General features: G+C 68.4%; 11 protein-coding genes and 1 pseudogene. 6 read left to right on the top strand and 6 right to left on the bottom strand.

Features of this window, described 5'->3' with window-relative positions:
* Positions 1–9: 9 nt before the first annotated feature.
* Complete coding sequence (locus tag MJO58_RS05555) at positions 10–585, bottom strand: TetR/AcrR family transcriptional regulator (protein WP_090608508.1); 576 nt, start codon at positions 583–585, stop codon at positions 10–12.
* A 73-nt stretch (positions 586–658) separates the two neighbouring features.
* On the opposite strand from MJO58_RS05555, the gene MJO58_RS05550 reads away from it, so the two are divergent.
* Positions 659–1,753, top strand: coding sequence for a cytochrome P450 (locus MJO58_RS05550; RefSeq protein WP_239722229.1), 1,095 nt, complete (start codon positions 659–661; stop codon positions 1,751–1,753).
* Between the two features lie 22 nt (positions 1,754–1,775).
* On the opposite strand, the gene MJO58_RS05545 is transcribed toward MJO58_RS05550, so the two are convergent.
* On the bottom strand, positions 1,776–2,972 hold the full coding sequence (locus MJO58_RS05545; RefSeq protein WP_239722228.1) for an acyl-CoA dehydrogenase family protein: 1,197 nt from the start codon (positions 2,970–2,972) through the stop codon (positions 1,776–1,778).
* Between the two features lie 59 nt (positions 2,973–3,031).
* Between MJO58_RS05545 and MJO58_RS05540 the strand changes: the two genes are divergently transcribed.
* Entirely contained in the window at positions 3,032–3,685 is a 654-nt protein-coding gene (locus MJO58_RS05540; protein ID WP_239722227.1) for a TetR/AcrR family transcriptional regulator, read from the top strand.
* A 3-nt stretch (positions 3,686–3,688) separates the two neighbouring features.
* Here the strand turns inward: MJO58_RS05540 and MJO58_RS05535 are convergent, their stop codons facing one another.
* On the bottom strand, positions 3,689–4,327 hold the full coding sequence (locus tag MJO58_RS05535; protein WP_239722226.1) for a winged helix-turn-helix transcriptional regulator: 639 nt from the start codon (positions 4,325–4,327) through the stop codon (positions 3,689–3,691).
* A gap of 79 nt (positions 4,328–4,406) precedes the next feature.
* On the opposite strand from MJO58_RS05535, the gene MJO58_RS05530 reads away from it, so the two are divergent.
* Entirely contained in the window at positions 4,407–5,912 is a 1,506-nt protein-coding gene (locus tag MJO58_RS05530; protein ID WP_239722225.1) for a DHA2 family efflux MFS transporter permease subunit, read from the top strand.
* Entirely contained in the window at positions 5,909–6,760 is an 852-nt protein-coding gene (locus MJO58_RS05525; protein WP_239722224.1) for a class I SAM-dependent methyltransferase, read from the top strand. Before MJO58_RS05530 ends, MJO58_RS05525 begins: the two co-directional genes overlap by 4 nt.
* A 33-nt stretch (positions 6,761–6,793) precedes the next feature.
* Here MJO58_RS05525 and MJO58_RS05520 read toward each other — a convergent pair whose 3' ends face one another.
* The gene (locus tag MJO58_RS05520) at positions 6,794–8,062 is read right to left on the bottom strand and encodes an HNH endonuclease signature motif containing protein (protein WP_239722223.1); all 1,269 of its coding nucleotides are present in this window, start codon (positions 8,060–8,062) and stop codon (positions 6,794–6,796) included.
* 137 nt (positions 8,063–8,199) lie between these two features.
* On the opposite strand from MJO58_RS05520, the pseudogene MJO58_RS05515 reads away from it, so the two are divergent.
* Positions 8,200–8,986: pseudogene (locus MJO58_RS05515) on the top strand (beta-phosphoglucomutase family hydrolase).
* Entirely contained in the window at positions 8,983–11,358 is a 2,376-nt protein-coding gene (locus MJO58_RS05510; RefSeq protein ID WP_090600598.1) for a glycoside hydrolase family 65 protein, read from the top strand. The pseudogene MJO58_RS05515 and the gene MJO58_RS05510 overlap by 4 nt, the downstream one beginning before the upstream one ends.
* 7 nt (positions 11,359–11,365) lie before the next feature.
* Here MJO58_RS05510 and MJO58_RS05505 read toward each other — a convergent pair whose 3' ends face one another.
* Both MJO58_RS05505 and MJO58_RS05500 read right to left on the bottom strand, forming a co-directional pair.
* Positions 11,366–16,570: a beta-ketoacyl synthase N-terminal-like domain-containing protein gene (locus MJO58_RS05505; protein ID WP_434086308.1), complete on the bottom strand. Its 5,205-nt coding sequence runs from the start codon at positions 16,568–16,570 to the stop codon at positions 11,366–11,368.
* A complete protein-coding gene (locus MJO58_RS05500; protein WP_239722222.1) occupies positions 16,567–18,243 on the bottom strand; it encodes a (2,3-dihydroxybenzoyl)adenylate synthase in 1,677 nt (558 codons plus the stop codon). Before MJO58_RS05500 ends, MJO58_RS05505 begins: the two co-directional genes overlap by 4 nt.
* Positions 18,244–18,278 lie beyond the last annotated feature (35 nt).

Raw genomic sequence — 18,278 nt, 5'->3', positions numbered from 1 at the left:
GGCACGAGTCTAGTGTTCGGTCGCGGCGTGGATCACCGCGTCGACGATGCGCCGGATGCGGACCGCAGCGTGGTCGGGGTCGGGCTGGCCGGCGTCGAGCCAGGCGATCACGGCGTCAATCGTCACGGTGGGTAGCAGTCGTGCCGCCCAGCTCCGCCATCGCTCGTCGGCGACCCCGGCCAGGTGGCGACGGGTGATCTCGGTCGAGCTCTCGCTCAGCGAGTCGATCATGTCGCGAAACTCCGGCTCGCGCGCGGCATAGCGGAACAGCAGCCGGAAGGCGTCCGGATCGGCCGCGGCCGCGCGGATCAGTGCGGGGATGCTGGCGTCGTCGAAGTCATCGGTGCCGGTGGCCTCGCGCAGACGGGTGTGGCCGCTGTCGATGACGGCCCGGTAGAGCTCGGCCTTCGACGCGAAATGCCGGTACAGAATCACCGGCGTCACCCCGGCTTCGGTAGCGATGGCATCGAGGCCCGTGTTGGCGAAACCGCCGCGGGCGAACGCGCGGGTGGCGGCATCGACGATCTGTTCCCGCCGTTGGGCGCGGGGCAGTCGCGGGGTCGACTCGGATCGAACGGCCGTCATCTCCACCTCCCCTTGTATATGAAATAGTGTACAAGTATTCTTGTATAAGTCTTCTTATACTTGAGGCGGCGTCATGCACCGAGTACGCACCCCGGTAGGCCACGAAGCCTGGCTCGTCACCGACTACGCCCAGGTGCGACAGCTGCTCGACGACGATCGTCTAGGGCGTTCTCATCGCGAACCCGAAAAGGCAGCGCGCACCGGGGAATCGGCCCTGTTCGGTGGTCCGCTGGGCAACTTCGACACCGAAGACGTCGACCACGCCCGGACGCGGAAACTGCTGCAGCCGCATTTCTCGCCCAAGCACCTGCGGGCGCTGAAACCGCGAGTGGAGGCCCTGACCACCGAGCTGTTGAACGAGCTCGCAACACAGGGACCCCCCGCCGATCTGCACGCACAACTGGCCTTGCCGTTGCCGATCCTGGTGATCTGCGAGTTACTCGGCGTGCCCTATTCCGACCGAGCCCAATTCCGCTGCTGGGCAGACGATGCCGGCAACGTGCGCAATCACGCCCGCTCCGAGCGCGGGCTGGCCAACCTGTTCGAATACGGCCGCGGATTGGTTGCGCGCAAGCGCGCTCACCCCGGCGACGACGTGATCTCGCGGCTGTGCGCGACCGACGGCGTATCCGACGAGGAGGCCGCCACCATGTCCATGTTCCTGCTCTTCGCCGGACATGAGACCACGGTGGTCCACATTGGCCTCGGCGCATTGCTGCTGCTGACGAATCACGAACAGTGGGAAGCACTTCTGGACAACCCGGCGCTGATCCCAAACGCCGTCGAGGAGCTCCTGCGGGCGGCGACCACGGGAGGCGGGGCGGGCGGCGTTCCCCGCTACGCACGCACCGACTTCGTCGTCGACGACGCCACCATCCACACCGGAGACCTGGTGCTGCTGGACCTCGCGGCCGCCAACCACGACCCCGCGGCATTCACTCATCCCGAGGCCGTCGACATCGCACGCAACGAAGCCACCCATGTCACTTTCGGATACGGCGGTCGTTACTGCATCGGGGCGCCGTTGGCGCGCGTCGAGCTTAATTCCGTTTTCACGCAACTTATTCCACGATTTCCAGCGATGCGGTTGACGGTCGATCCCGCAACCCTGCCCACGCGTCGCGACGTGCTGGCCGGCGGGCTCGTCACGCTGCCGGTGTCGTGGTGAGGCCGGGGGGCTTCGCCACGCGTCACATCAGGTAGGTCGGTTGTTCAATGCCGAATCGGGTGTTGGCGTACCGCTTCAGCGCGGACGGGCTGAAGTACGCGTGCTGGCTGACGGTGTGCAGATCCCGGAAGCAGCGCTGCAGCGGGTGGCTCGCGTGCACCGCGCCCGCACCGGTCAACTCGAACGTCGTATCGACCACCTGACGTGCCGCGCGCATCGCCGCCAACGCGGCAAGCCGGAAGCCGGCACGCTGCTCGAGCGACGGCGGGTCACCGGCGACGGCGGTGTCCCACAGCGCATTGACCTCATCGAGTACGAATGCCCGCGCAGACCTCAAACTGGCTTCGGCACTGGCGAACTCGACCTGGACAGCGGCATCCTTCGCGAGCGGCTCGGACGCCATGGCACGCAGCTTCGTGGTCGCGAGATCGGTGAATTCGTCGAGTGCGCGCCGCGCGATCCCGAGCGGGACACCGACCATGCCGATCCCGGCGAGCGTGAAGAACGGAATTCTCCACAACGGGCCGTCGTGGCGGGCCGAATGGAAGAACGGGCTGATGGTGTGTTCGCCGGGGACTTTGAGACCTTGGGCGGCCACGTCGTTGCTGCCGGTGGCGCGCAGCCCCAGGACGTCCCAGTTGTCGACGATCTCGGCGTCGGCTCGCGGGAAGAACGCGAGCCGCTGGTCGGGGCCTTGCTCGGGGATCATTCGCGGCTGGTCGCCGTCGAAGACGAAGACCCCGGCCAGTATCCACTCGGCGTGGCGGCAACCACTGGCGAACGGCCATCGCCCGTCGACGCCGAACCTCTCCCCACCGTCCGGCACGGCACGCCCGGTGGGCGCGAAGATCGTGGCCGACAGGAAGTCGGCGTCCGAACCGAACAGCGTTGCCGCGACTGCGGGTTCAAGCCAGGCGGTGAATGCCGGCGCACCGCCGCCGATGGCGGCCACCCAGCCGGTGGAACCGTCGGCACGCGCCAGTTCCTCGATCATCTGAATGTTGTCGACCGGGGCTATTTCGAACCCGCCGAGCAAGCGCGGTTGCATGGCACGGAAAATGCCGGCCGCGCGCAGTCGCTCGACCAGATCGAGGGGCAATGTCCCGAGGGCCTCGGCTTCGTCGGCGCGGCGCGTGATCTCGGGTGCCAGGGCGCGCGCCACCGCGATGGAATCGGCGCCGTTCGACAGGCTGACGGCGCGGCATGTTGCACTTGTCATGTCACGTTCCCTATTTTCATACAGTAACTAGTATTCAATACAGGAGCTTGTACTTAATTATGGGATCTGTCAACAAGCAGGCCCCCCGCCGCTACGACTCGACCCGGCGGCGCGAGCAGGCCCAGCGCAATAGGGACGCGGTGCTCGCGGCCGCCCGGCAGCGGTTCCTGGCCCAGGGCTACGCGGCGACGACAATCGCCGAAATCGCGCGGGACGCCGGCGTATCGGTCGAAACGGTGTACAAGGCGTTCGCGACGAAGGCGGGCGTGCTCAAAGCGCTCTTCGATGTGTCCGTCGCCGGCGACGACGAGCCGATCCCGATGGTCCAGCGAGAGGTGATCCAGGCCGTTGCCGACGAAACCGACGCGGCTCGCAAACTGGCAATGTACGCCGAACACCTGGCCACGATCATGCCGCGCAGCGTTCCGGTCCAGCTCCTCGCGCGCGATGGCGCCGCGTCGTCGCCGGACGCCGGCGAGGTCTGGAAGCAGACGCGGCAGGAAACGCTGGACGGCATGACGATGTTCGCGGCAGACCTCGCCCGGACGGGTCAGTTGCGAGTCAGCGCTAAGGAAGCGCGCGACGTGCTGTGGACGTACCACGCACCCGAGCTCTACGAACTCCTTGTCCTGGAACGGGGTTGGTCGGCCATTCGCTACGGCAGGTTCCTGGCCCAGGCGCTGATCGACGCCCTGCTCAAAATCCGGGATTGAGGCCTACAGCGAGAACGCCCGACGAAGGGTGTCGACGGCTCCCGGCTCACCGATGAAGGCGATTCGACGCAAGGCCGCCTTGCGCTTGGCGTCGCTCGCCGCGAGACGGGCCGTCACGAGGTCTGCCGCACTGGCGGTGATCGTCACCGCCGGCTCGCCGCGACCGGCGGCCAGGCGCCCCTGGGTAACCACGAAATCGAAACGGCGACCATCGATTTCGGCTCGGCACGCCGCCTCGAGTCCCGCCGCCTTGCCTGAGTCGAAACCCAGCAGGATGCCGGCCAGGAACCCGTTGAGCGGCGTTACCGGTCCTTCACCGATCGGGTCCAGGTAGTCCAGGCCGAACCAGGCGAAGCTTTGCATGATCGGCAGCACCCGCTGCCAGCCCATGTCGCTGAGCGTGTAAACCGTGCGTCCGATCGGTGCCGGCAGGTCGGTCCGATCGACGAGCCCGGCGTCTTGGAGCTCCTTGAGCCGCTCGGCTAGCAGATTGGTTGCGATGCCGGGCAATTCGGCGCGCAGATCGCCGTAGCGCCGCGGACCGCCGATCAACTCACGCAGGATCAGCAGCGTCCAGCGCTCACCCAAGACGTCGAGTCCGCGCGCGATCGGGCAGTTCTGGTTGTAGTTGCGTGTCCGCACCACCGCAGTTTACCAGCGGAAGACATGTTTTTCTATCTTATGGTTGATTTATTTGTCTATCGCGTTTACTGTCTCGTCCATGCGTAAGAACCTCGCGCTCGCCGTCATCTGCCTCGGCGTCTTCGTGATCAGCGTCGACGCCACCATCGTCAACGTCGCCCTGCCCACGCTGTCGCGCGAACTCAATGCCGACACCGCGCAGCTGCAATGGATCGTCGACGCCTACACCCTGGTCATGTCCGGCCTGCTGCTGTCGGCCGGCAGCCTCAGCGACCGCTACGGCAGAAGGGGCTGGCTCAATGCCGGCCTCGCACTGTTTGCGATCACGTCAGGCCTTGCGGCGCAGGCGAATTCCGCGGATCAGCTGATCGCGGCGCGGGCCGCCATGGGGGTGGGCGCGGCGCTGATCTTCCCGACCACACTGGGTTTGATCACCAACATCTTCACCGACCCCGTCCCCCGCGCCAAGGCGATTGGGCTGTGGGCGGCGATGGTCGGTGTCGGCGTGGCCGTGGGGCCGATCAGCGGTGGCTGGCTGCTGGAGCATTTCTGGTGGGGCGCCATCTTCATGGTGAACATCCCGATCGCGGTGATCGCCATCACCGGCGGCGTCTTGTTCGTGCCGACTTCTCGCGACCCCGCGGCACCTCGCGTCGACGTGCCCGGCCTGGTGCTGTCGGCGGCGGGCGTCACCGCGCTGGTCTATACCGTCATCGAGGCGCCGACGTGGGGCTGGACCAGTCCCCGCGCCGTGGTCGGATTCGCCCTAGCGGCCGTCCTGCTCGTCGGGTTCGCGTGGTGGGAGCGCCGCAGTACCCATCCCATGCTGGACGTCACGGTGTTCGCCAATCGCCGGTTCTCCGGCGGCAGCCTGGCGGTGACCGCGGGCTTTCTCACCTTGTTCGGCTTTATCTTCGTCATCACTCAGTACTTCCAATTCATCAAGGAGTACAGCGCTTTTCAGAGCGGCGTGCGATTGCTGCCGGTCGCCATCTCGATCGCGTTAGCCAGCGTCCTGGGGCCGCGGCTGGTGGAGCGCATCGGTACCACCGCCGTCGTGGCCGGAGGCCTGGCCGTGTTCGCGGCCGGCCTGGCGTGGGCATCGACCGCGGATGCCGCGACGAGTTACACCGAGATCGCCACGCAGATGCTGCTGCTCGGCGGCGGCCTCGGCCTGACGTTTTCGCCGGCCACCGAATCGATCATGGGTTCGCTGTCCGCCGACAAGGCCGGGATCGGCTCGGCCGTCAACGACACCACCCGTGAGCTCGGCGGCACCCTGGGAGTGGCCATCGTGGGCAGCGTCTTCGCCTCGGTCTACTCCGCACACCTGGGCACCGCACCCGCGCTGGCCACCTTGCCGACCAGCGTCACCGCCACGATGCGCAGTTCAATGGCGGCGGCGCACAAAGTGATCGAACAGCTTCCCGCAGAGCGGGCCGGCCCGGTGCGCGCCGCCGTCAACCACGCTTTCCTGGACGGCCTGCAAGTCGGCTCGCTGGTCTGCGCGGGGATCGCACTGGCCGCGGCGATCGTCGTCGCGGGTCTGCTACCGGCACGGCAATTAGAAAGGATTGCAGCATGACCACCAGCCAGGGAACCCAGTATTCGACCGGTCTCTCGCAGCACAACATCGAGCAGGCGCTGCTCGCCGCCGGAAAAGACCTCGAGCATCTGGCGCCCGCCGACCTCGGCCTGCTCGAGGATTTCCACACCATGGGCCGCATCGCGACCGCTGCGCTGGTGGACCTCGCCGGGATCACCAGCGAGAGTGCGGTACTCGACGCGGGCAGCGGGGTCGGCGGCACCGCGCGTTACGTCGCCGACCGCTTCGCCTGCACCGTCACGGCCGTCGACCTCACCGAGGAATACTGCGAAACGAACCGATGGCTCAATCGACTCGTCGGGCTGGACGACCGGATATCGGTTCATCAAGGCGATGTCACCGCACTCCCCTTCGCGGATGCCGGCTTCGACGTCGCGATTAGCCAGCATGTCCAGATGAACGTGGCCGACAAGGCACGCCTGTACTCGGAGGCTCGCCGGGTGCTGGTTAGCGGCGGCCGTCTTGCCTTGTGGGACATCACCATTGGTGATGGTCGCGACCTCTCCTATCCGCTGCCCTGGGCCGACCAACCCGCACACAGCCATCTGCTGTGCCCCGACGAGTTGCGTTCGGTCATCGAGTCTTGCGGATTCGTCGTCGAACAGTGGAACGATCTCACCGACCAGGCGGGCGCCGTCATGCAGGCGCTGCTGGCCCAGCCCGCCGGCCCGCTGGGGCTGCACGCCTTCGTGGCCGACTTCGCCCGCAAGGCGCAGAACCTCACCGCCGCGTTGTCGGACGGGCGGCTGCGGGTCATCCAGGGCATCGCCCGAGCGGACAGTGCGGGTCAACTGCCGCGCGATGCGACAGCCAGCCGGGTGAGGTGAACGAATTTCTTTATGCCCCAGTGTGTTTGAGGGTCAGCACGGGACCGGGTGATTGGTCTGGTTGTGTGTTGGTGGTGGTTGTGGTTGGAAGGGTTCATACCACCACCACTGGGCGCGTTCGCCGGTGGGCCCGGGGCATGGCGGGACAGCGGGCGGGGGTTGGGTTGGTGGGCGCGCCAGCGATCCCGGGCTGAGCGGTCGGCCGGTGTGGTCGGTGACGATGAGAGCGTCCGCGGAGCCGGTGATGGTGATCACGCCCCGATGGTGCAACCGATGGTGATACGGGCACACCAACACCAGGTTGACCAACTCGGTGGAGCCGCCGTCTTCCCAGTGCCGGATGTGATGGGCGTGCAGACCACGCGTGGCCCCACAGCCAGGAACCGCGCACGCGGGATGGCGATACTCGAGCGCGCGGCGCAGCCGCCGGTTGACCAGCCGGGTTGCGCGCCCGGCACCGATGACCTCGCCGTGGCGTTCGAACCACACTTCACAGCTGGCATCACAGCTCAGGTAGCGGCGCTCGGCCTCGGACAGCAGCGGACCCAAATGCAGCGCCGCAACACGCTGCTCCACATCGACGTGCACCACCACAGTGGTGTGCTGCCCATGCGGGCGGCGGGCCGCCTCGGCGTCCCACCCCGTCTCGACCAGGCGCATCAACGCCTCGACAGTGCCCGGCACCGGCGGCCGCAGATCTGACGCGCCGTCACCCTTGCCGTGCGCAAGCTTCCACTCGGCGATCAGCGCATCGCGATGAGACGCCAAGGCGGCGTCGAACTTTGCGGCGTCGTGGTGCGGCAGTTTGATCCGCCAACACGTGAACTCCTCGTCGCAGGTTTTGGTAATCGAAGGTTGAGGTTGCGGCTGAGGCTCGGGTCGCGGTTCCAGCTTGACCGCGGTGCGCAACTGGCTGACCGTCGCGACCTCTGCCAGCGCCGCGTAGTGCTCATCAGCTCCCGCCCCGGCCCGCGCCGCGATCACACCGACCTGATCGGCCGACAGTCGCCCCTCCCGCATACCCTGAGCGCAGCGGGGAAACTCCGCCAGCCGGCCCGCGATCGTGGCGATCGTGTGGGCATTTGCCGACGAGCAACCGAGCTTCCAGGCCACCAACGCCGCCACCGACCGCGCGCCCGTCACGCCACACAGCTCGTCGCGATCGACCTCGGCCACGATCTCCACGATGCGCCCATCAATCGCATTACGCTGACCCGTCAACTCCGCCAACTCCTCGAACAACACCTCCAGCCGCTCGCCAGGACTCACCGCCACAGCGCCGGCGGATACGGTCGAAGACATAACGACATCATCACATCGAGGTACGACAAATCCGGGCGCCCGACCGCGACTAACCCGAATCCCGATCCCCGCCGAGATGGTTCGCGTCGTCCGTCGGGTGGCAAGTATGTGAGTTCGCTGGCGACCTGAGGTCAAGCATGGTGGAGTGGTATCGCCCAACTACTCCTACAGTGAGGATCCTCGGTGCTGGGTCTGCCAGAGAAGGTGCGTGCTTGCCTGTTCGACCTCGACGGGGTGCTGACCGACACCGCAAGCGTGCATACCAAGGCCTGGAAGGCCATGTTCGACGCTTACCTGTCCCAGCGCGCCGAGCGCACCGGGGAGAAGTTCGTGCCCTTCGATGCCGCCGCGGACTACCGGACATACGTGGACGGCAAGAAGCGTGAAGACGGGGTCCGGTCGTTTCTGCACAGCCGGGGCATCGAACTGCCCGACGGCGATCACGACGACTCCGGCGATGCCGAAACCGTTTACGGTCTGGGCAACCGCAAGAACGACATGTTCCAGAAGGTGCTCGAGCGAGACGGCGTCGAGGTGTTCGACGGGTCACGGCGTTACCTGGAGGCGGCCTCGGCCGCGGGCCTGGGCATCGCCGTCGTATCGTCGAGCGCCAACACCCGCGAGGTGCTCGAGATCACCGGGCTGGAGCGGTTCGTCCAGCAGCGGGTGGACGGGGTGACGCTGCGCGAGGAACACATCAAAGGCAAACCCGCGCCCGATTCCTATCTGCGGGGGGCGCAGCTGCTCGACGTCGCCCCCGACGCGGCCGCCGTGTTCGAGGACGCTCTGTCGGGAGTGGCAGCAGGTCATGCCGGTAACTTCGGCTACGTGGTGGGTGTTGACCGAGTCGGCCAGGCCGAAGATCTGCTCAAGAACGGCGCCGACGTCGTGGTCACCGACCTCGCAGAATTGTTGCAGCCATGATCACTCAGGAAGCCTTCCCGGTCGAACCGTGGGTGGTCCGCGAGACGCGGCTCGACCTGAACCTGATCGCCCAGTCCGAATCGCTGTTTGCCTTGTCCAACGGGCACATCGGGCTACGCGGCAACCTCGACGAGGGGGAACCGTACGGCCTGCCGGGCACCTATCTGAACTCGTTCTACGAGATCCGGCCGCTGCCCTACGCGGAGGCCGGCTACGGCTATCCGGAGGCCGGTCAGACCATCGTCGACGTGACCAACGGCAAGATCCTGCGGCTGTTCGTCGAGGATGAGCCGTTCGACGTCCGCTACGGCGAACTCATCTCGCACGAGCGCGTGCTCGATCTGAAGGCCGGGACGCTGACGCGCAACGCGCACTGGCGATCGCCGGTGGGCAAGGAAGTCAAGGTGACGTCCACCCGGTTGGTCTCACTGGCCCACCGCAGTGTCGCCGCCATCGAGTACTGCGTCGAGGCGGTCAACGAGTTCGTTCGTGTCACAGTGCAATCCGAGCTCGTCACCAACGAGGACCAACCGACGACGTCGGCTGACCCCCGGGTGGCGGCCATCCTGGAAAACCCGTTGGAGGCCGTCGAACACGACGAGACCGACTGCGGCGCGCTGCTGATGCACCGGACCCGGGCGAGTCAACTGATGATGGCCGCGGGAATGGATCACATCGTCGAGGTGCCCGGACGGGTCGAGGTCACCAACGACGCGAGTTCGGACTTGGCGCGCACCACCGTGATCTGCGGGCTGCGCCCCGGCCAGAAGCTGCGCATCGTCAAATACCTCGCGTACGGCTGGTCCAGCCAGCGCTCCCGGCCCGCGCTGCGTGACCAGGTCGCCGCCGCGCTGCACAGCGCCCGCTACAGCGGGTGGGACGGGCTGCTCAAGGCCCAGCGGGAGTTTCTCGACGACTTCTGGGAGAACGCCGACGTCGAGGTCGAGGGCGACTCGGAATCCCAGCAAGCGGTGCGGTTCGGGCTCTTTCACCTCGTGCAGGCCAGCGCTCGGGCCGAGCGCCGCGCCATCCCCAGCAAGGGGCTGACCGGAACGGGCTACGACGGCCACGCCTTCTGGGACACCGAGGGTTTCGTGCTTCCGGTGCTCACCTACACGCTGCCGCACGCGGTCGCCGATTCGTTGCGCTGGCGGGCGTCGACGATGGACATGGCCCGCGACCGCGCGAAGGAACTCGGCCTCGAGGGGGTGAGCTTCCCGTGGCGGACCATCCGCGGCCAGGAGTGTTCCGGTTACTGGCCGGCCGGCACCGCGGCCTTCCACATCAACGCCGACATCGCGATGGCCTTCGAGCGCTACCGCGTCGTCACCGGCGATCAGTCGCTGGAGGCCGACTGCGGCCTGAAGGTCCTGGTCGAGACGGCTCGCCTGTGGATGTCGCTCGGGCATCACGACCGTCACGGGGTCTGGCACCTCGAGGGCGTCACCGGCCCCGACGAGTACACCGCGATCGTGCGCGACAACGTCTTCACGAATCTGATGGCCGCGCACAACCTGGTGGTGGCCGCCGATGCATGCAACCGTCACCCCGAGGCGGCCGAGGCGATGGGGGTCACCCACGAGGAGACGGCCTCCTGGCGCGATGCGGCCGACGCGGTCAGCATCCCCTACGACGAAGAGCTCGGCGTTCACCAGCAGTGCGAGGGCTTCACCAAGTTCGCCGAGTGGGATTTCGAGAAGCGGCACAAATATCCGCTGCTGCTGCATGAACCGTATGTGCGGCTCTACCCGGCGCAGGTGATCAAGCAGGCCGATCTGGTGCTGGCGATGCAGTGGCAAAGCCACGCGTTCACGCCCGAGCAGAAGGCGCGCAACGTCGACTACTACGAGCGGCGCACGGTGCGCGACTCGTCGCTGTCGGCATGCTGTCAGGCCGTGATGTGCGCGGAGGTCGGGCATCTGGAGCTGGCGCATGACTACGCCTACGAGGCGGCGCTGATCGATCTGCGCGACCTGCACTCCAACACCCGCGACGGGTTGCACATGGCATCGCTGGCCGGCGCCTGGATGGCGATCGTCGCGGGCTTCGGCGGCCTGCGCGACGACGACGGCATCCTGGAGATCGATCCCGCGCTGCCCGACGGCATCACCCGGCTGCGGTTCCGGGTGCGGTGGCGTGCCTTCCGGCTGATGGTCGACGCCAACCACAACGACGTCACCTACACCCTCAGCGACGGGGACAGTGGTGAGCTGGCCATCCGGCACGCCGGCGAGGAACTCGTGCTCAAGACGGACTCGCCGAAAACCATCGCGGTGCGGCAGCGCAAAGCACTGCTCCCGGCACCGCCGCAGCCGCCCGGCTGCGAGCCCACGCACCGGCGGACGCAGGCCCACCAGCTCGGCAGCAACTGACCCGCAGCTACACCACAGGTGCCCCGTCTTCGGTTGCGGCAGAAGCGATCTCGTTGTCAAGTAGCTCGACGATGCGCGCCGTAACCGCGGCTGCGGTGGGGTGTTCCCACAGCAGCGTCGGCGGCAACGCCAGCCCGGTCTGCTTCTCGAGCTGACGCCGCAGCGCGACCGTCATGATCGAGTCCACGCCGATTTCGACCAGCGGCATCCGGGCGTCGACGCTGTCGGCGGACAGGCCGAGCTCGGCGGCCACCGCCGTGAGGACCTGCCGGCTCACCCATTCCTCGGTGTCCATGTCGCCCGGGCCCACGAAATCCTGATGCTGCAGCACCGAATCCGCGGCGACCGCGGCCGCGATGTCGGCAAGGATCGGCACCGACGCGGCGTCCGGCAGCACCGGCAACACCACCGGGTTGGCCTCCTGCGACCGCATCGCGACGTCCAGGGCACGCAATGCGTCGTCAGCGCCGATGGTATCCATCCCCAGCGCATCCAGTTGCGCGGCAATGTATCCCGAGTCCGAGCCCATTCCGAGGCCGCGCCACGCGGTCCACGCCACGCTCGTCGTGACGTCGCCAAGCCCGCGCCGCTGCCGGGCCAGCGCATCCAGGAAGGCGTTGCCGCAGGCGTAGGCACCCTGCCCGGGGAAGCCGGCCAGGTATCCGCAGGAGGAATACAGCACCATCCAGTCCAGTTCCCCGGGTGGGAACACCTCGTGCAGGGCCAGCGCTCCGTCGACCTTCGGATGCATGGTCGTCGCGATCTCGTCGATCGTCGTATTCGCCAGGAACACACCGGCTTCCACGCCGGCGGCATGAATCACGCCACGCACCGGCGGCAGGTCGGCCAGAGCGGAGCGCAGTTCGTCGGCGGCACCGGGCGCGGCGATGTCCAGGGCGACCGAGTGCACCCAGACACCGCGCTCCTCCAGCGCGGACACCGCGCGGATCTGCGCCTGATTGTCCGCGCTGGCCCACCGCGAGCGTTGCGGCAGACCGGACCGGGACACCAACAGCAGGCGGCGCGCACCCAGATCCGCCAATCGCTCGGCGACACGCAGGCCCAGCACGCCGGTCCCACCGGTGACCAGATAGGTGCCGGCCGGGCTGCATTCCATCGTCGGTCCAGCCGCGCCGATGATGTTGGCCATCCGGGCGGTCTGTGCGATGCCGTCGCGAACCACCACCACCGCGTGGCCGCTGAGCGTGGCCAGCGCACCCAGTGGCAGCCGGTCCTCGGCAAGATCGAGCACCCCACCCCACAACGTGGGGTGCTCGGCCGCGGCCACCCGCGAAAAGCCCCACAGCGGAGAGCGGCTCACGTCAACACCTTCGTGCACACCCCGGGTCAGGGTCCACAGCCGTGACGAGATGCTGCTGCGCAGAAGTGCTTTGAGCGTCTCCAGCACCGTTTCCACGGCTTCGACCGGGCTCTCGGCGGCGCGGGGCAACACCAGCACGACGGCCTCGGAGTCGAGATCGGCGGGGACGTCCGCGGGCATGGCGCACACCCGGTGGGCGACGCCGGCGGCGTTCAGGTCGCGTTCGCACCAGGCGCGGACCGCCGGATCGCCGCCAACCAGCACCACCTCAGACGGCGCGGCTTCACCGTCGAAAGGCGTTGGCTTCCAGTCTATTCGGTGTACTGCTTGCGACACGTCGCCACCGGTGTGCTCGAGTTCCTCGAACGTCATGCCGGCGATCTCGACCAGCGGCCGCCCGGTCAGCGAGGCGATGGTGACGTCCGTGCAGGTGCCCTGATCGCGGCGGCGGACGTGCAACAGCACCGAATCAGAGGGTTTGCCAAGGACTCTCACCCGTTCGATGCGAGCGGGCATCCGCAGCCGGGGCGCTCCGTCGAACACCGTGGACGCTACCGAGGTGGCCGCATCGATGAGCCCCGCCCACGTCGAGGGGTGTGACCCGTCCGGTTCGGCCCGCACCTGCGCCAGGAATTCGCCGGCACCGGCCCAGAGATCGACCACTTCCCAGCCGAAACCCATTTCGGCCACCCCGAGTTTCGCGAGCTTGTCCACCACGCTGTTCGGCGGCGACTGCTCGGCGCAGCGGACCCGGATCGCGGTCTCGTCGAGCCGCGGCACCTCGCGGTCGTCGGTGGCGGCAGCGATCGCGGTGCAGTGCGTCAGCCAGCCACCGACGTCGGGGCCGTCGTCGTCGACCAGCCGGGTGGCGATCGCCAGCGCCCGGTCCTGCAGCACCACCTGCACGTCGCGGGTGCGGCCCGGTGCAACCGGTGTGCGCAGATGCACCTCGGCCAGACCGGTTACGTCCGTTTCAGTGGCCGTCAGGAACGTGTTGAGCAGCACCGCGGCCGGCACGATCTCGGTGCCCTGCACGGGATGGTTGCCGGGGTAGGGCCGGGTCGACATGTCCAGCCGGGTCTCCCAGACCCTCGACGGCACCGTGCCGGTGACATCGAGTCGACCCCCGAGCAGGGTGTGGCTGTCGGCGTCGTGGACACCGCGGCCGGCGGGCGGCGCGCTCGGGATGCGCCAGAAGTCACGGTGTTGCCACTGCGTGCCCGGCAGGTCGCCGGCCCACGGCGCGGTCGCGGTGCCGCCGTCGCCGACGGGTGCGCCGTAGCAGTGCAGGGCGGCGACCGCCGCGGCGACCGAACGCCGTGCCGGTTGGTCACGGCGCAGCACGCCGACGACCGCATGCTCCTCGATATCCAAGTGCAGCAACGTTTCCGCAATGGAGTGCGACACCACCGGGTGGGCCGAAACCTCGAGGAAGAGCCGGTGGCCGTCCTCGGCCGCCGCGGAAACCGCCTCGGCGAAGCGGACCCGGTCGCGCAGATTGGCGACCCAGTAGTCCGGTCCACGCGGCGCTGCGGACCGCGGATCGGCCAGCGCGGTGGTGTACAGCGGAATCCGGGCCGGCCCCGGCTTCGGCAGCGCACCGGTGAGCCGGGCCAGGTCGGCGGTGAGCGCGTCCATCGCCGGGCTGTGGAACGCGACGTCGGTCTTGACGCGTCGCACCATCAGTCCCTCGTCGCTCCAGCGGCCGGTCACCTCGTCGACGGCCGCGACCGTGCCCGACACCACCGTCGAGGTCAACGACGCGCTGATCGCCGCCACCACGTCCGTGCGAGCACCGAGCCGCTGCTGGGCAGCGGCGAACTCCAGCGGCACCAGCGCCATCGCGCCCTGACCCAGCACCTTGCGGAACCCGCGGGCGCGGTAGCACGCCACGGCCGCGCCCTGCGCGAGGTCGAACACGCCCGCGGTCACACAGGCGGCGACCTCGCCGACGGAATGACCGATCACCGCGGCGGGGCGCACGCCGCGCTCACGCAGCACCGCGGCCAGGCCGACCTGCATCGCGAAGGTCAGCGCCTGCACCTGATCGGTGCCGCCCAGTTCGCCGGAGGTCAGCGCCTCGCGGGCGGAGAAGCCGAGTTCGGCACCGAAGACCGGATCGATCGCGTCGATCACGGCGGCGAACGCCGGTTCGCCGGCCAACAACTCCCGGCCCATCTGCGGCCAGTGCGAGCCGTGCCCGGAGAACACCCACACCGCGCCCTCGGCCGCGGCGGGCAGCGCGGTGCCGCGCACCACCGCGGCGTCGCGCCCGTCGGCGGCCAACGTGTGCAGCGCGTCGAGAAGTTCACCGGAGCTTTCGGCGAGCACGGCCGCGCGCACCGGTTCATGGCTGCGTCGGGCCCACAGGGTCGCGGCAACCTCGCTCAGCAAGACGTCGCGGCCGCCGAGGTGATCGGCCAGCGCGGCGGCCTGCGCGGTCAACCTGCTCTCCGAACGGCCCGACACCGGAATCACTACCGGCCCAGTGATTTTCGTGGGTTCGGGCGCGGTCGTGGGCGGTGCCTCCTCGAGCAGCACGTGCGCGATGGTGCCGCCGTAGCCGTAGCTGCACACCGCTGCCCGGCGCGGGTGATCGGACCGCCGCGGCCAGGCCTGCGCCTCGGTCGGCACCCGCAGGCCGCTGCTGGCCCAGTCGACGGCGGGGGTGAGGTTACGCACGCCCGCCGTAGGCGGAATGGTGCGGTGCTGCAGGGCCAGTACGGCCTTGATCAGGCCGACGGCGCCGGCGCCGCCCTCGAGGTGCCCGGTGTTCGGTTTGACCGAGCCGACCAGCGCGGGGTCGCCGCCGGGCCGGGCGGCTCCATACACCTGCGCCAGCGCCCTCACTTCGACGGGATCGCCTGTGGGAGTGCCGGTTCCGTGGGCCTCGATGAAGTCGACGGTGGCCGGATCGATGCCCGCGGACCGGCAGGCCAGCCGGAACAGATCCGCTTGGGCGGCGCCGTTGGGCGACATGATGCCGACCGTGCGGCCGTCCTGGGCGACCGCGCCGCCGCGGACCACGGCCAGCACCCGGTCGCCATCGCGCACCGCGTCAGCGAGGCGCTTGAGCACCACCACCGCCGCGCCCTCGCCGCGGCCGTAACCGTCGGCGGACTCGTCGAAGGTCTTGCAGCGACCGTCGGGAGCCGTCGCGCCGGCCTGATCGAGCACCCGCGTCAATCCCGGACCGATCAGCGCGCTGACACCGCCGGCCAGCGCCAGCGCCGTCTCGCCCGAGCGCAGCAGTTGGCAGGCCTGGTGCACCGCGACCAACGAGGCCGCGCACGCGGCGTCGAGCGCCACGCTGGGTCCGCGCAGATCGAGCAGGTGTGACACCCGGTTGGCGATCCCGCACAGCGAGGTGCCGATCCCGGTCCACGCCTCGATGCCGGGCAGGTCCTCCATCAGCAGCTTGCCGTAGTCGTCGGAGTTCACGCCCATCAGCACGGCGGTGTCACTGCCGGCCAGTGACCGGGGCGGCACCCCGGCGTGTTCCAGCGCCTCCCAGCTGACCTCGAGGGCCAGCCGCTGCTGCGGGTCCATCAGTTCGGCCTCGCGGGGAGAGACACCGAAGAACTCGGCGTCGAAACCCGCGAGGTTGTCGATGAACGTGCCCCAGCGGGTGATGTCCTTGAGCACCGCGGCGTTGCGCGGGTCGCGCCACAGGTAGGGCGCCCACCGGTCCGCGGGCACCTCACGCACCGCACTGCCGCCGTCGAGTAGGAAATCCCAAAACGCCTCGGCGGTGGTGACGTCACCGGCCAACCGGCAACCGAGGCCGATGACGGCGATCGGTTCGGGTGTCGCGCTGCCGGTCACACTCGGTGCCGAAAGTTGGTCATCAGGGCCACCATTCAGTGTCATGTCAGTGGGAGCTGCGTTCATGCCTGCGTCAGGCTGACGACGATTTGCTTTTTGTCCACCTTGCCCACCGCTGTTTTTGGCAGCGAACGCATGGCTTCCAGTACGTCGGGCTTGGCGTGAACGGAGACGCCACGGCCGTCGAGAAATCCGTTGAGCTCGGCCAGGGCGACCGGTGCGCCCTTGAAAACAACTGCCGCACAGATCTTTTCGCCGAGATACTGATCCGGGAGTGCGACGGCCGCCGCGTCGGCGACAGCGGGATGGGCATGCAGGTGCTCCTCGAGGTCGGACGCCGAGACGGTCTCGCCGCCCCGGTGGATCACGTCCTTGATGCGGCCGGTGACTTCGACATATCCCGCGCGTGGGCCGTCGGCGAAGATCCGCACCCGGTCGCCGCTGCGGTAAAAGCCATCGGGGCTGAAGGAGCGGGCGTTGGCCTCGTCGGCGCGGTAGTAGCCGTTGATCGTGTACGGCCCACGGACCAGCAGCTCACCCTCTTCGCCGGGGGCCACCTCGGCGCCGTTCTCGTCGACGACCTTCATCTCGTCGGCAGGCGACATGGGCCGGCCCTGCACGTTGTCCACCACATCGGCGGGGTCGCCCGGGCGGGTGAAGTTCAGCATCCCCTCGGCCATCCCGAAGATTTGCTGCATGCCCGCCGTCAGGTTCTGCCGGATGAACCGGGCCTCGTCGGGCAGCAGTCGCGACCCGCCGACCTGGACCACCCGCAGCGAGGTCGGCAGGACTGGTTCCCAATCACAGGCCTGTGCCCACAGCTTGGCGAGCGCGTTGACCAATCCCGTCACGGTGACCTGGTGGCGGTCGATCAGCGCGAAGGCCGCCTCGGGGCTGGGATCGTCGGTGAAAACTGTTCTGGCGCCGACGGTCATCGCGCCCAACAGACCCGGACAGGCCAGCGGGAAGTTGTGCCCGGCCGGCAGCACCACGAGGTAGGCGTCGTCCCCGGTCATCCCGTAGGCCGCGGCGCACGCCGACGCGTTGTAGCGGTAGTCGTCGTGGGTCCGGGCGATCAGCTTGGGCAGCCCGGTGGTGCCGCCCGAGACCAGGAGCAACGCGGGCAGCCCCGGATCCGGTGCCGGGTTTGCGGGCACGTCCTGGCCGGCGCGGTTCGCGACGTCGGACCAGGCCCGGAAGTCGCCGGGGTCGCCGTCGACCAGCACCCTGGTCAATTGCGGCCGCTCGCGCACCAGCGCGGTGGCCATCTCACGGTAGTCGAAGCCGCCCGCCTTGTCGGTGATGATCATCCCGACCGCACCGCTGACGTCGGCGAAGTGACTCAGTTCGGCGATGCGGTGGCCGGGCAGGCACAGCACCGGCACCACACCCGCTCGCAGCAGCCCGAACAGCGCCAATGCGAATTGGCAGGAGTTGGGCAATTGCAGCAGCGCCCGATCGCCGGCGACGAAGCCGAGGTCGATCAGGCCGCCGGCGATGCGGTCGGCCAGTGCGTCGAATTCTGCGAACGTGTAGCTGACGCGAGCATCCGCGATGCCGCAGCGGTCGGGCCACCGTTGCGCGGCCTCGCGCAAAATCGAGTCCAACGGCAGCGCGGCCCAATAGCCCGCTCGCCGATAGGAGTCCGCCCGGTCGCTCGGGAACGGCACGAATCCCGTTGCGAGGTCGACACTTTCGTGTCGCCCGACCTCGGCGTCGGGATGAAATCCGGTGCTCATCGCGGGTTTGCGCCCTTCCGGGGGTGAGTTATCTG

Origin of the sequence: Mycobacterium lentiflavum (assembly GCF_022374895.2) — a bacterium.
In the GTDB taxonomy this organism is placed as follows: Bacteria; Actinomycetota; Actinomycetes; order Mycobacteriales; family Mycobacteriaceae; genus Mycobacterium; species Mycobacterium lentiflavum.
Note: the sequence above shows the minus strand (reverse complement) of the source record. Positions and strands in the feature narration are given on the sequence as shown.

What these genes read in the sequence shown, in the direction of transcription:
- MJO58_RS05555 (WP_090608508.1), bottom strand. Translation starts at nt 585, where the DNA reads ATGACGGCCGTTCGATCCGAGTCGACCCCGCGACTGCCCCGCGCCCAA.
- MJO58_RS05550 (WP_239722229.1), top strand. Translation starts at nt 659, where the DNA reads ATGCACCGAGTACGCACCCCGGTAGGCCACGAAGCCTGGCTCGTCACC.
- MJO58_RS05545 (WP_239722228.1), bottom strand. Translation starts at nt 2,972, where the DNA reads ATGACAAGTGCAACATGCCGCGCCGTCAGCCTGTCGAACGGCGCCGAT.
- MJO58_RS05540 (WP_239722227.1), top strand. Translation starts at nt 3,032, where the DNA reads ATGGGATCTGTCAACAAGCAGGCCCCCCGCCGCTACGACTCGACCCGG.
- MJO58_RS05530 (WP_239722225.1), top strand. Translation starts at nt 4,407, where the DNA reads ATGCGTAAGAACCTCGCGCTCGCCGTCATCTGCCTCGGCGTCTTCGTG.
- MJO58_RS05525 (WP_239722224.1), top strand. Translation starts at nt 5,909, where the DNA reads ATGACCACCAGCCAGGGAACCCAGTATTCGACCGGTCTCTCGCAGCAC.
- MJO58_RS05520 (WP_239722223.1), bottom strand. Translation starts at nt 8,062, where the DNA reads ATGTCTTCGACCGTATCCGCCGGCGCTGTGGCGGTGAGTCCTGGCGAG.
- MJO58_RS05510 (WP_090600598.1), top strand. Translation starts at nt 8,983, where the DNA reads ATGATCACTCAGGAAGCCTTCCCGGTCGAACCGTGGGTGGTCCGCGAG.
- MJO58_RS05505 (WP_434086308.1), bottom strand. Translation starts at nt 16,570, where the DNA reads ATGAACGCAGCTCCCACTGACATGACACTGAATGGTGGCCCTGATGAC.
- MJO58_RS05500 (WP_239722222.1), bottom strand. Translation starts at nt 18,243, where the DNA reads ATGAGCACCGGATTTCATCCCGACGCCGAGGTCGGGCGACACGAAAGT.